Below are 13,620 nucleotides of genomic sequence, written 5' to 3'. Positions count from 1 at the left end.
CGAAATAAGTTTGTTGCTTTTTTTAATATAAAAAGCCATGATAAAAAGAATAGATGCTACAGATAAAGCTATTGAACTGATCAATATTCTAAAAGAAAAACACGGTGATTTGATGTTTTATCAGGCTGGAGGTTGTTGTGAAGGAACGCAGCCTCAATGTTTTGAAAAAGGCGGATATTATCAGCGAATGGGAGATGTTTGTATAGGAACTATCGAAGATACAGAATTTTGGGTAGATAAGGATTTATTCGAATATTGGAAACACGCGCATTTTACGCTAAAAGTGATCGACGCTTTTGGAGTTGGCGGTTTTTCGCTAGAAACGCCTTTAAAGAAAACATTCCAAATCGAATACCGAATTTTTACCGAAGAAGAGGAGAAAAATTTGGAACCGTTTCGTTTTATTGAATAGGTTCTAAGTTGCTAAGGTTCTAAGGTTCAAAGGAACAAAGGAGCAAAGGAACAAAGGTTCAAAGGTTTTGATGCACAAAGATTGACCGTAGTAGACGCACAGCAGTGCGTCTAACGCATTGCATGTAAAATTGGTATGGAAAATAGGAGCGTAGACGCACTGCTGTGCGTCTCTACAATAAACGTTGTGTTTTTATAAACGTTGTGTTCATAAAGGTTGATTTATAAAGGTTGATTTATAAAGGTTGAGAAATAAATATTACAGAATAAACATTCAAAAAAAAACTTTGTTCCTTTGTTCCTCTGAACCTTTGCAACTTTTTTAAAAAAAACTTTGTCCCCTTGTCTCTCTGAACCTTTGCAACTTTAAAAAAAAAACTCAGAACCTTAGCATCTTAGAATCTTAGCCGCTTTCAATTAACATACAACAACTGATACTGCTTAGGCGTGATTCCCTCGTGTTTTTTAAACAACCGAATAAAGTAATTGGCATCTTCAAAACCTGATAAATAACAAACTTCGTTAATCTGGATGCCGGGATTTTTTAGTAGTTTCTTGGCGTGCTTTATTTTTTCATTCAAAACATATTCAATCGGGCTCATGCCTAATTCCCGTTTGAAAAAGCGATAAAAAGAAGCTGTACTCATACAAGCTTTTTCGCTTAGGCTTTTCAGATTTATATTTTCTTTTAAATTAAGCCTTATAAACTCCGTAACTTCAAAAATTGGATTGTTTGAAGAAACAGAAACTCCCTGATCGATTGATTTTGCAGTTTGTGTTTGTATAATTCTAATTATCAATTCCTGTAAAGTCAAGTCGGCCAAAGCATCTTTTGTCATAGAAGTGCCCATGCATTCTTTGATCAATTTATTGGTTGTAATGGCAAGATCTATGTTGTTATAAAAAAAGTAGTTTTGATGATTTAATTGCCAATAACAATCGCTGCCTTCTTTAGGATAATGTTGGTTCAGAAAATTTAAGGTATCGTTTATCTTAGATTGGTCGATTGCCAGTGCCAGACATTGCGTTGGATTTTTTCTTGATGCTTCAGGAAAATCGATCTTCATTTCAACATTTGGAGGAATTACAACTGTTTCTCCGGGCAGATAATCAAATCCGGGTTCATCAAAAAGATACATTATCTTTTTTCCTCTCAACATGCTGGTCACCGCAAAATCGTTAAATTTTAGTGGCACTGATTTTGCAGATTCGTAGGTTTCAAAAATATTGAGTTCACAATGATTAAGTGTATAAACAGTCCTGTTCTCAACAAGTGTTTTTAATGATTTTTCATTTGACAGATGCGGAGGATTTATTAAAGCACGTTGGTTATTCATTGTGATTAAATTTTTAAGTAAGACTTTAAATTTAATAAAAATATGAATAGCAACCGGAGATTTAACGTTTAATTAAATCAGTTCTTCTACATGTTTTTTAATATTCTCTGCAATTTTTTTGGTTGGCAAATCATTTTCATCATCACCAAACGGATCTTCAATTTCCTCTGCAATAAGCTCTAAACTCGCCAGTACATAAAAAATAAAAACAACAACCGGAGCAACAAAATACCCCAGGCTAATCGAGTAACCAAAAGGCAATGTCATGGTATAAAAGAAAATGAATTTCTTTATAAAAGCACTGTAGGAATAGGGAATTGGGGTATTTTTAATTCTTTCGCAGGCACCGCAGATATCTGTAAAAGATTGTAATTCTTCGTTTAAAATAATAAGCTGATCTCCGGTAATTTTTTTAGAATCATACAAATCATTGATCTTATGAAACATCATTCTTTTTACCTGATTCGGTTTGTGTTTATGATGATCAATTTCTAAATCTACATCATCAAATAGCTGTTTACTGGTCTCAGAATCATGAAGATGCCTGTGCAAAATAGAAGCATAAGTGGGAATGAATTTTCTGAAGAATTTTCGATCATTTTCATCTTTCAGCATTGCCGAAAGCTTAATAGCCAGATTACGGCTATTGTTTACGAGGCCTCCCCATAATTTTCGTCCTTCCCACCAACGATCGTAAGCAGTATTGGTTCTAAAAACAAGTAATAACGAAATTACAAAACCTAACATTCCGTGCATGATGGGAATGTTATGGATGTAATCGTTTTTGCCTACTTTAAAATAGGCGATTTCAAGATATCCAATTATAGAAGAATAAATTCCGATAGCAATCATTATCGGAAACAGTTTTCTTACTGTATCTGATTTATGAACGTGGAAAATAAAAGTAAACCAGTCCTTGGTATTATATGAGATCATTTAAATTTGTTTTGAAACAAATTTAATCTAAAAATTAATATTTCCTGCTAATTCTTTCAGTGCAATTTCAGATAATTTAGCCTCATATTGTGCGTTGCTGTAGCGTACTTTTGCATTCACATAATTCAATTGAGCTGTTCTAAAATCAAGAGTCGTAATGGTTCCAATTCTAAATTTATCAAGCGTAATGTCTAAATTTTGTTTGGCGATTGCCTGATTATCTTCTTCAAGATCAATTAATTCTAAATTGGTTAAATAGGTTTGAAAAGCCGTGCTCAATTGTGTATTCAAAATCAAGCTTTGTTGCTCAATAGCAATTTGAGAGTTTTCAATTTGCAATTTGGCAACTTTTTCATTCCTATGCTGATTCAATCCATCAAAAAGATTCAGCGAAGCATTAAAACCATAATTAAAACCTTTTGAAGAGTTTTCGCTTGTAAATCCTAAACTCGACTGGCTTTCAGAAAAATTATAACCAGAAGTTAAATTTATAGTTGGATATCGGCTTGCTTTTACTTGTTTTAGTTGTAATTCTGCAATTCGTTTATTGATAACCTGCGCTTCTAAAGCCGGATTTTGTTTTTTTGCCAGATCCATTAAGTCTATCAAAACCAGTTTGTTATCTACAGTAACCAAATCCGTTACTGTAAAATCGATTTGTGGATCACGTGCCAAATACTGATTCAGTAAAATCTTGGCATTTTTATACGATTCTTTTTGTCTTAATAAAGCAACCTGATCTGTGTTTAAATCGACCTGCGCATTTAAAACTTCTAATTTTGAAGCTTTACCAATGGTGAAACGGTTTTGTGCTAATTGAACTCTTTGTTTAGAAATTACAATTGTAGTATCTAAAGCTGATAACTGATGTTGTTGTTGTACCAAATCATAATAAGCAGAATTTACCTGACCAATTTTCATTAAAACCGTTCTTTTTAGTTCGGCATCGCCTAATTTTTGAAGCTCTTTTAACTGATCGTATCGGGCAAACATTCTCATTCCGTCAAAAACAGTCCAGCCTAAACTAACTCCATACGTTAAACTGTTGTTTTTGGCATTATTTAATGTAGTTGATGTTCCGTCCTGACGTACCTGTGTTGAGTTTGTAACGTTGTTATTGTCTACAATATTAGCTGTTGCAGTTGGCAGAATACCAGCATTTCCAACAGTTACGTTGGTTTCGCTTATTGTTGAATTATTTTTAGCAATCTTAATTTCGAAGTTATTTTCTAAAGCTATTTTCATAGCGTCTTCGATAGTCAGGATTTCCTGTGCGCTGCTTTTTGCTACACAAAACAAAAATAAAACGAGACTTATTAATGTTATTTTAGTTTTCATATGATGAATGGTTAGCTGCGAATGACACTTTAAAAACGAAATTCACAGCTTCTATATTATTTCAAATTTTAATATCTATTTATGGCTCTCTCTTTCGTATTCTTCGATATGATCAAATTCCGGATAATGTTTTCTGGCTTTAGACCACATCAAATAAATAGCAGGAATTACAAAAAGTGTCAATGCTAATGAGAAAATAGTTCCCCCCACGATCACAACTCCCATCCCGATTCTACTCGTAGATGCCGCTCCAAGTGACATTGCAATTGGTAATGCTCCTAAGGCAATGGCTAAACTCGTCATTAAAATTGGGCGTAAACGTGCTTCTGATGCTTCAAGAATCGCTTCCATTTTTGGTTTTCCCTGTTCTCGCAGCTGATTGGCAAACTCTACAATCAAAATACCATTTTTAGTTACCAGACCAATAAGCATTACGGTACCAATCTGACTGAAAATATTCCAGGTTTGATTGAATAGCCATAAGGAGAATAAAGCTCCTGCAACGGCCATTGGCACGGTCAGAATAATAATCAACGGATCGATAAAACTCTCGAATTGTGCGGCAAGAATCAAAAAGATTAATAACAAAGCCAATCCAAAGGCAAAAGAAGTATTTGAACTACTTTCGACAAAATCTCGCGATTCTCCACTTAAATCAGTGGTAAAACTCTGATCTAAAACTTTAGCTTTAATTCGATCCATTTCTTCAATACCATCGCTGATACTTTTGCCCGGCGCCAAACCTGCAGAAACCGTTGCTGACATGTATCTGTTATTATGATACAATTGAGGCGGGTTACTTTGCTCTTCGACCTTTACGACATTATCCATCTGAATCAACTGACCGGATTTGTTTCTCACAAACATCGATGTTAAATCTAATGGTTTCGAACGGTCTTTTTGATCAAACTGACCAATTACCTGATATTGTTTTCCGTTCTTAATGAAATATCCAAAACGTTGTCCGCTTAAAGAAAGCTGCAAAGTCTGAGCGATATCCATAATTGATATTCCTAAACTCTCGGCTTTTTCGCGATCGATACTTACGTTGATTTCAGGTTTATTAAATTTTAAATTGACATCTGAAGTCGAGAAAACATCACTTTTACCCACTTCACTCATGAAAAGTGGAATTTTTTCTCTTAGTTTTTCAAAATTTGGAGCCTGAATAATGTACTGAATCGGAAGTCCACCACGTCGGTTTACGGCAATGGTAGGCTGCTGAATTACAGATGTCTTAGCGTCCGGATATTTTTTAGTCCATTTGGTTAACTGATCCGCAATATCTTTTTGAGATTTGGTTCTTTCGTTTGGTTCTTTTAGTGAAAGTCTGATAAAACCTGAATTTGTTGCAGAACCTCCTGAACCTCCAGCGGTAATAACTAAACTTACTTTTTTCTCCGGGATAGAATCATCCACCAATCTTGACATTTCCTGCATGAAACGGTTGGTATAATCATAAGAAGAACCTTCCGGAGTTGTCATACGCATCGTTACAGAACTACGGTCATCATAAGGTGCAGTTTCTTTTGGGAGTATGGTGAAAAATAAATAAATCAATCCAAAACAAGCAATAAGAATAGGGAAGGAGATCCATTTTTTTTCCATGAATCGGCCTAATGAAGCTGCATATCCACTATTTAATTTTTCAAAAAATGGTTCGGTTTTTATGTAGAATTTCGATTTTTTCTGTTCTCCGCCTTTCATTAAATAAGCATTCAGCATTGGCGTTAAAGTCAACGATACGAAAGCTGAAATTAAAACCGCGGCTCCAATGACGACCCCAAATTCCCGAAAGAGTCGGCCTACGAAACCTTCTAAGAAAATTACAGGCAAGAATACCGCAGCAAGTGTAACGGAAATCGAGATTACAGCATAGAAAATTTCGTTAGAACCTTTTATAGCTGCTTCGATAGGCGACATTCCTTCTTCGACTTTTTTGAAGATATTTTCGGTTACTACAATTCCGTCATCCACCACCAGACCGGTTGCCAATACAATGGCCAATAAAGTTAATACGTTGATTGAGAATCCAAAAAGCCACATAATAAAAAACGTAGCAATTAAAGATACCGGAATATCAATTAAAGGTCTGAACGCAATCGCCCAATCCCTAAAAAACAAATAGATAATGATGATTACCAGAATAATCGAAATACCTAAAGTTTCGGCTACTTCATGTACCGACTTTTTTACGAAAAGGGTATTGTCAAGCGCGATATTTAGTTTAATATCCTTTGGAAGATCCTTTTTTAAAGCATCATATTTTTTGTAAAATTCTTTCGAAATATCCAGATAATTGGCTCCCGGCATTGGTACAATGGCCATACCAATCATTGGAAGTCCTGAGGATGTTAAAGATGTTTCAATATTTTCAGGTCCTAGTTCAGCACCGCCAACATCACTCAAACGAACAATTTTATCTCCGTCTGTTCGAATGATAATATCATTAAATTCTTCCGGTTTCGAAAGATTTCCAATGGTCTTTACGGTTAATTCTGTATTGTTTCCGGTTAATTTTCCCGAAGGTAATTCTACGTTTTGTGCGTTTAAGGCATTTCGAACATCAGAAACCGTACAGTTATAAGCGTTTAATTTTATCGGATCAATCCACAAACGCATGGCGTAACGTTTTTGTCCCCAAATTTGAACACCACTTACTCCGGGAATCGTTTCTAAACGCTGCGAAATAACATTTTCTGCATAATCACTTAATTCCAAAGAACTTCTGCTGTCACTTTGTACCGTCATCGAAATAATAGATTCACTATCAGCATCGGCTTTAGAAACTACCGGCGGCGCATCAATATCCTGAGGCAGGCTTCGAACAGCTTGCGAAACCTTGTCACGAACATCATTTGCGGCTTCTTCAAGATTTTTATCCAGATTAAATTCGATAGTAATATTACTGCTTCCCTGATTACTGGATGATGTGATGTTTCGAATCCCGTCAATTGCATTTACGGCTTTTTCAAGAGGTTCTGTAATTTGTGATTCTATAATATCAGAATTGGCTCCTGTATAATTGGTTCTAATGGAAACCTGTGCAGGGTCGATCGAAGGAAATTCGCGAACACCCAAAAACGTATAACCAATGAAACCGAATAAAATAATCAAAAGATTCAGTACAATGGTTAAAACAGGTCTTTTTATACTAGTAGTAGATAAACTCATGTGAGATTTTGGATTTTAGAGTTCAGATTTTAGATTTTAGAAAATAGAATAAAGAAAATAGAAATAAGACTTGATGCTTAAAACCTACAACTCAGATCTAACTCATAACCCATAACTCTTAACTTAAAATTATTTTTTTACTTTAACTTTTATAGGAGCCTCATTTTTTAATGACATTACGCCACTGGTAATCAAGGTATCTCCGGCTTTTAATCCTGATAAAATCAAAATCGAAGAATCGGTTCTTGTAGTAGCGTCAACCATCACTTCTTTGGCTTTTCCCATATTAGCTACGTACACTTTTTTACCACTCTGAACAGGTACAATCGCTTCTGAAGGCACCACTATCGCATCTTTAATAATGTTTAAAGGTAGTTTTACATCTGCAAAAGTTCCAGGAAAAAGTTTTCCGTCGATATTATCTGCAATAGCGCGAATTTTTAAGGTACGTGTTGCTACTTCAACTTCCGGTTCAATCGCATAAATCTTTGCATTATACACTTTATCTGATCCTGAAACCGAAAAATCGATTGTTGAACCCGACTTTATTTGCGAAGCATATTTTTCTGGAACAGAAAATGTAATTTTTAATTTTCCTGTATTCACTAATTTGGCCACCAAAACGGTTGGCGTAATATAAGTTCCCGGTGATATAGAGCGCAAACCAATTTTACCTGAGAAAGGTGCTTTTACAGCCGTTTTTGCAATTTGTGCTCTTATTAATTGCGTTTGTGCTTTCATCGAAGCATAATCAGCATTGGCAACATCAAATTCTTCCTGACTAATAGCCTCTTTCTGAAGCAGTAATTTTGCTCTTCTTTCGTTTTCACCAGCCAGACCTTCTTTGGTTACAGCCTGTCTTAATTGTGCTTTAAGTTCAATATCATTTACCTTAAACAGAACCTGACCTTTATTTACGAAACTACCCTCAGTAAAATAAATCCCTTCAACAATTCCCGAAACTTCACTATGAATTTCTATTTGTTCATTTGCCTCAATCGATCCTGAAAGTGATAAGTTATTATCGAAAGTAGCAGTTTTTACTACAATTCCTGTTACTGTTGTAGGCTTGTCTTTGTCGCCAAAATTTTTTGACTCTTCGTTTTTCTTTTTGTTAGAAACTATTCTGTAGGTTATAAAGCCTCCGATGCATATAATCAGCAGGGCATAAATAAGGTTTTTTACTTTCATAAAATTGAGGTAAATGTTTTTTGGGTATGTGTTTTTAGTAAGCCTGCAAATTTAACTTTTTGAAACGAAAACTAAAGATGTTGGGTTTTATTTAACACTTGGTTAATATTAATTTTATACGTTTTTTAACAGCTTTTTTTGTGGCTTTTTTGTAATTAGATAAGCTCCGTGCTAAAAGGTTTAATTCTATTTGATTTTATTTTTAATTATTGACATTTTTTTTAATGTTTAGGTCTTTCTTAGACATTAAAAGATGCTTTTTGTGTTATCCAACTTAAGTTTTCCTTCTTAAAAGTTTTACTTAAAGTAAGTAAAAGCAGGCGTTTTAACATTTGTTAGTATTTTGTCTGATTTTTTTTGCAGTTTATCGATTTTATTCGTAACATTGATATGCTTAAACAAAATGATAATTTTTTTGTGAGAATAGTAATGTTTTTGGTGATTAAGCGGTTAAATGTGTAGGTTTTTTATTTGTTTTTAAGTTAAAATTATTTCATATTAAAATAAATTATTTAACAATCGTTTAAACTTTTTTGTTTGTAACCCAAAAAACTGCCTTTTATGCTAAGAAAATTACTTGTTGGCTTATGGATGTTATTATTATGCGCTGCTATTTCTGTTTTATTCTGGCAAAACGAATTCAAATACAGTTTACCAACACCAGTTCCTAAAAACTATCATGAGATAGCCATGGGAAGTAAAATAGAACTTAAATGTTGTGTTACAGACACGAGGCCAATTTTTCTTCACTTTTTCAATCCGGATTGTCCTTGTTCCCGCTTTAATATTCCTCACGTAAGCGGCCTTATTAAAAAATACGGAGATCAGATTAATTTTAAAATTGTAGTGCTCAACAAGCAAAAAGACTTTACAATAAAAGAGATTCAGAAAAAATTTGATGCCAAAATTCCGGTTTACTTTGATGAAAATATAGCAAAAAACTGTGGTGTTTTCTCAACGCCTCAGGCCGTGCTTTTAGATGGTTCAAGAAAATTATATTACCGCGGAAACTACAACAAAACAAGATATTGTACCAATGCTGATAGTAATTATGCGCAAATGGCAATTGATGCTTTATTAAAACAAACCAAGTCCCCTTCGTTTGATGCTTTGGCTCTGAGAGCCTATGGATGTTCGCTACCAAAATGCACTAAATAAATCTATTTCTTAACCTAATTTCTTTAATTTATGAAAACAAAAGCCAGTTTGAATGAACGTGATTATCTGCACAATTTTATGTCGACAATGACACAAAAATCAGATACGATTATCAATTATGTCCTTGCTATTTATTTCCTTCTGGGAATTGCCTTAGCCTTTAAATACGACACTTTTGAAATTGGAGTGGGAGTAGGGACTTTGAATCTTTTATTGTACTATTCGGCCAAATTTTTGATTAAGAATTCTAATTTTTATCAATACGTTTTAGCAGTTGTTCTGGCTATTTTTATGGCGCAGTATATCTACCAGATGCACGGATTATTCGAGATGCATTTTACGGTTTTTATTGCGAGTACGATTTTGATTATCTATCAAAACTGGAAACTGCAGATACCGCTTACACTTTTAGTAGTCTTGCATCACGGAGCTTTGGCATACATGCAAAACTATGTATATACAGATCCAAAAGGATTACAGCTTTATTTTTCTCAGGTAAACTTTGATCTTGAAACCTTTATTATTCATGTCGTTTTAGCAGCGGTTGTTTTCTTTATGAACGGATATTGGGCGTATTATTTTAAGGAACATAGCCAAAACCATATTTCGAAAATTTCTGATGAATATGAATTGGAAAATATCAAATTAGCATCAGCAAAATACAGTTCGATGAGCGCCACTAAAGACTATAATGATTTTATTCACAGAACTACTCTTGATCTAAAGTTGCCTGTAAATTCGGTTTTAAAACTTATTGATGTTTCAAAAGGACATACTGATAATGATAAACTTTTGAGTTATCTCGAAATGATGAGAGAAAGTGCGAAAAAAATTGACGATTTGGTGAACGACATTCATGTTAAATCGACTAGCAGCAGAGGTCAAAGTTGATGGATGTAGAAAACTTAATTAGAATATACTTTACAGGCCAAAGTTTACAGGCAAAATTAATTTAAAATACAAAATTTATGGATACCAGAATTACTCGCCCGACTCCATCAGACAGAGAAGTCGATTGGAATAAAACTAAAGTATTATTAAGTAAAACAGATACAAAAGGAACTATTTTATATGCAAATGAAGCTTTTATAGATGTGTCGGGTTATGATGAGCATGAGCTTATCGGCCAGCCTCATAATGTGATACGCCATCCTGATATGCCAAAAGTAATTTTCAAATTCTTATGGGACAGCATAAAATCGAGCGAAAACATTCATGTTGTTATAAAAAACATGTCAAAAACAGGAAGGTATTATTGGGTAGTTACTGATTTTAAAATCATTGCGGATGGTGACGGAGAAATTGCAGGTTATTTCGGAACCAGAAAATCTGTCCCGGATAATATCATCGTTAAATTTATAGAACCTTTATATAAAAAACTACTTCATATCGAAGAAGTAAGTGGTCTTGGCGCATCAGAAGATTATTTAATTGGCTTTCTGGAAGAACGCAAAAAGACTTATATGGAATATGTTGATCATCTGATTGCTACAGGAAAAGACGATAAAAATAAAATAAGCAAAGGACTCTTTAGCGGTTTATTCGAAAAGAAAACGCCTTCTAAAAAATAGAGAATGTAAAAAAGATATGCTTCATTGTGTGAACTAAATTTTAATCTTAAAATTTGTCCCCCAACAAATCTAAATCACCTGGAAAAAGTTATTAAATTTTTAGATGTAATGCAGTGAAGCTTTTTTTTAAGGTTCTAAGATTTTTAAGAAATTCCAATTTTTTATGCTGAATCCTCGCGACCAACTTCCAAACCTTTATACTTTTTTAAACTCAGTATCTTAGCAACTTTGTTCCTTTGTCCCTCTGCCACTTTGAACCTTAAAAAAAAAACCTCAGAATCTTAGCACCTCAGAACCTCAGTTCCTTTCCTAACTAATATAATTCCAAATATTCTTCTTTTTAGTCAGCTCTATAAAAACGGCTTTCAAAACGGCATGTTCCGGTTTTTGTAAAGGACCGTCTTCTTTTAGGATTTTCATGGCGTAGTTTCTGGCTAAGCCTAAAATATCTCTGTCGCGCACAATATCAGCAATTTGAAGATTTAAAACACCGCTTTGTTGTGTTCCCATTAAATCTCCCGGGCCGCGTAGTTTAAGATCTACTTCGGCAATTTCGAAACCATCATTGGTTTGTACCATGGTTTGCATTCGGGTTTTACTATCGTCACTTAACTTGTGGCTTGTCATCAGGATGCAATAACTTTGTTCGGCACCACGACCTACGCGGCCACGTAATTGGTGCAATTGCGACAATCCAAAACGTTCGGCACTTTCGATAATCATAACACTTGCGTTAGGTACATTTACACCAACTTCAATTACGGTTGTTGCGACCATGATATTGGTTTTTCCTTCAGAGAAACGTTTCATTTCGGCATCTTTATCAGCCGGTTTCATTTTTCCGTGTAAGATAGAAATCGAATATTGTGGCAACGGGAAATCACGTGATATACTTTCGTAACCATCCATTAAATCCTTGTAATCCATTTTTTCGGATTCCTGAATTAGCGGGTAAACAATATAAATTTGTCTTCCAAGCGCGATTTCGTCTCTCAGGAATTTCCATACTTTCAGTCGGTTACTATCAAAACGATGTACGGTTTGAATTGGTTTTCTGCCGGGAGGCAATTCATCAATGACTGAAATATCGAGATCTCCGTACAAACTCATCGCCAAAGTTCTCGGAATAGGAGTGGCGGTCATCACCAAAACATGTGGCGGAATATCGTTTTTCTTCCACAATTTTGATCTCTGTTCCACGCCAAAACGATGCTGCTCATCAATAACTGCCAAACCTAAATTTTGGAATTTCACCTTATCTTCAAGCAAAGCATGCGTACCAATTATAATGTGTAAACTTCCGTTTTCCAGTTCTTCATGAATAACTCTTCTAGCGGCTATTTTAGTCGAACCCGTTAATATTTTGATGTTAAGATTTAAGGTTTGAGCCAAATCAGACAATCCAATAAAATGCTGATTGGCTAGGATTTCTGTTGGCGCCATCAAGCAAGCCTGAAAACCGTTGTCGATAGCCAAAAGCATACTCAAAAAAGCCACAATGGTTTTTCCTGAACCTACATCTCCTTGCAGCAATCGATTCATTTGGGCATTACTTCCCATGTCTGAACGAATTTCTTTTACCACTCTTTTTTGAGCATTGGTAAGCTGAAACGGTAAATGATTCTGGTAAAAATCATTAAAAAGTTCGCCTACTTTTGTAAACGGATGTCCTTTTATTTTGTGTTTCCTAATCAGGTTTTTGGTGATCAATTGCAACTGAATAAAGAAAAGTTCTTCAAATTTCAATCGAAATTGGGCTTTCGCCAAAGCGTCAGTGCTCTTAGGAAAATGTATGTTGAATAAAGCGGCTCTTTTCGAGATTAGTTTTAATTCTTCGATTAGATAAGGTGGGAAAGTTTCTGTAAACAAAGCCTGAGTTTCAAGAAACAATTGCTCCATCATTTTATTGATCGTTCTATTAGAAATTCCTCTATTGGTCAGGGTTTCAGTCGAAGGATAAACAGGCTGCATGGCAGAGCGAAGGCTTTTTTCGTGTTCGCTCAACAATTCAATTTCCGGATGCGCCATACTAAACTGACTTCCGTAAAGCGAACATTTACCAAAAATTACACAAACTTCATTCAGTTTTAAACTCTCCCGAATCCATTTGTGTCCCTGAAACCAATTCAGGTCAATTTGCCCTGTATCATCCACGAAAGTGGCAACCAATCTTTTTTTGTTTTTAGCAAATTCGACTGTTTTTATATTGATGATTTTACCAATAATTTGAACTTCGGCACCTGTATTCTGTAGTTCGTTAATCTTATAATAACGTGTTCTGTCAATATATCTGTTGGGAAAAAAATTGACTAAATCCCTGTATTTATGAATACCCAATTCCTTACGAAGCAATTGGCCACGACTTGGGCCAACACCTTTTAAGTATTCGATTGGGGTTTCAAGGAGATTATTAGACATTTTTTAGACTGCTTAGATTTTAGATCTTTAGGTTTTAGAAAATAGAATAAAGAATAAAGAAAATAGAGTTAAGACTTTTGTCTATA

The 13,620-nt window shown here is 34.7% G+C and carries 10 protein-coding genes; 4 read left to right on the top strand and 6 right to left on the bottom strand.

Annotated features, from left to right (window positions below):
* The first annotated feature begins 37 nt into the window (after nt 1-37).
* On the top strand, nt 38-412 hold the full coding sequence (locus ACIDC4_RS06360; RefSeq protein ID WP_412042246.1) for a DUF779 domain-containing protein: 375 nt from the start codon (nt 38-40) through the stop codon (nt 410-412).
* A 412-nt stretch (nt 413-824) separates the two neighbouring features.
* Here ACIDC4_RS06360 and ACIDC4_RS06355 read toward each other — a convergent pair whose 3' ends face one another.
* From ACIDC4_RS06355 to ACIDC4_RS06335, 5 genes are all read right to left on the bottom strand, one after another.
* Complete coding sequence (locus ACIDC4_RS06355; RefSeq protein ID WP_412042245.1) at nt 825-1,748, bottom strand: AraC family transcriptional regulator; 924 nt, start codon at nt 1,746-1,748, stop codon at nt 825-827.
* A gap of 72 nt (nt 1,749-1,820) precedes the next feature.
* On the bottom strand, nt 1,821-2,684 hold the full coding sequence (locus ACIDC4_RS06350; RefSeq protein WP_412042244.1) for a bestrophin family protein: 864 nt from the start codon (nt 2,682-2,684) through the stop codon (nt 1,821-1,823).
* A 27-nt stretch (nt 2,685-2,711) separates the two neighbouring features.
* Nucleotides 2,712-4,022 carry a TolC family protein gene (locus ACIDC4_RS06345; protein ID WP_412042243.1) on the bottom strand — a complete coding sequence of 437 codons (1,311 nt, stop codon included), beginning with the start codon at nt 4,020-4,022 and terminating at the stop codon, nt 2,712-2,714.
* A 75-nt stretch (nt 4,023-4,097) separates the two neighbouring features.
* A complete protein-coding gene (locus ACIDC4_RS06340; RefSeq protein ID WP_412042242.1) occupies nt 4,098-7,196 on the bottom strand; it encodes an efflux RND transporter permease subunit in 3,099 nt (1,032 codons plus the stop codon).
* A 129-nt stretch (nt 7,197-7,325) separates the two neighbouring features.
* Entirely contained in the window at nt 7,326-8,387 is a 1,062-nt protein-coding gene (locus ACIDC4_RS06335; RefSeq protein WP_412042241.1) for an efflux RND transporter periplasmic adaptor subunit, read from the bottom strand.
* A gap of 561 nt (nt 8,388-8,948) precedes the next feature.
* On the opposite strand from ACIDC4_RS06335, the gene ACIDC4_RS06330 reads away from it, so the two are divergent.
* The 3 genes from ACIDC4_RS06330 (at nt 8,949) to ACIDC4_RS06320 (ending at nt 11,116) form a co-directional block, all read left to right on the top strand.
* Nucleotides 8,949-9,545, top strand: a complete 597-nt coding sequence (locus ACIDC4_RS06330; RefSeq protein WP_412042240.1) for a peroxiredoxin family protein — start codon at nt 8,949-8,951, stop codon at nt 9,543-9,545.
* Nucleotides 9,546-9,575: 30 nt separating this feature from the next.
* Nucleotides 9,576-10,436, top strand: coding sequence for a histidine kinase (locus tag ACIDC4_RS06325; RefSeq protein WP_412042239.1), 861 nt, complete (start codon nt 9,576-9,578; stop codon nt 10,434-10,436).
* Between the two features lie 77 nt (nt 10,437-10,513).
* Entirely contained in the window at nt 10,514-11,116 is a 603-nt protein-coding gene (locus ACIDC4_RS06320) for a PAS domain-containing protein (protein ID WP_412042238.1), read from the top strand.
* Between the two features lie 309 nt (nt 11,117-11,425).
* On the opposite strand, the gene recG is transcribed toward ACIDC4_RS06320, so the two are convergent.
* On the bottom strand, nt 11,426-13,534 hold the full coding sequence (gene recG / locus ACIDC4_RS06315; protein ID WP_412042237.1) for an ATP-dependent DNA helicase RecG: 2,109 nt from the start codon (nt 13,532-13,534) through the stop codon (nt 11,426-11,428).
* Between the last annotated feature and the right edge of the window lie 86 nt (nt 13,535-13,620).

This window comes from Flavobacterium sp. C3NV, from assembly GCF_046825355.2.
Classification (GTDB): domain Bacteria; phylum Bacteroidota; class Bacteroidia; order Flavobacteriales; family Flavobacteriaceae; genus Flavobacterium.
The sequence above is the reverse complement of the archived record's forward strand: the minus strand, read 5'-3'. Positions and strand labels throughout refer to the sequence as shown.

Bases quoted from the DNA above. Each gene is read 5' to 3' on its own strand.
- ACIDC4_RS06360 (WP_412042246.1), top strand. From the start codon at position 38: ATGATAAAAAGAATAGATGCTACAGATAAAGCTATTGAACTGATCAAT.
- ACIDC4_RS06355 (WP_412042245.1), bottom strand. From the start codon at position 1,748: ATGAATAACCAACGTGCTTTAATAAATCCTCCGCATCTGTCAAATGAA.
- ACIDC4_RS06350 (WP_412042244.1), bottom strand. From the start codon at position 2,684: ATGATCTCATATAATACCAAGGACTGGTTTACTTTTATTTTCCACGTT.
- ACIDC4_RS06345 (WP_412042243.1), bottom strand. From the start codon at position 4,022: ATGAAAACTAAAATAACATTAATAAGTCTCGTTTTATTTTTGTTTTGT.
- ACIDC4_RS06340 (WP_412042242.1), bottom strand. From the start codon at position 7,196: ATGAGTTTATCTACTACTAGTATAAAAAGACCTGTTTTAACCATTGTA.
- ACIDC4_RS06335 (WP_412042241.1), bottom strand. From the start codon at position 8,387: ATGAAAGTAAAAAACCTTATTTATGCCCTGCTGATTATATGCATCGGA.
- ACIDC4_RS06330 (WP_412042240.1), top strand. From the start codon at position 8,949: ATGCTAAGAAAATTACTTGTTGGCTTATGGATGTTATTATTATGCGCT.
- ACIDC4_RS06325 (WP_412042239.1), top strand. From the start codon at position 9,576: ATGAAAACAAAAGCCAGTTTGAATGAACGTGATTATCTGCACAATTTT.
- ACIDC4_RS06320 (WP_412042238.1), top strand. From the start codon at position 10,514: ATGGATACCAGAATTACTCGCCCGACTCCATCAGACAGAGAAGTCGAT.
- recG (WP_412042237.1), bottom strand. From the start codon at position 13,534: ATGTCTAATAATCTCCTTGAAACCCCAATCGAATACTTAAAAGGTGTT.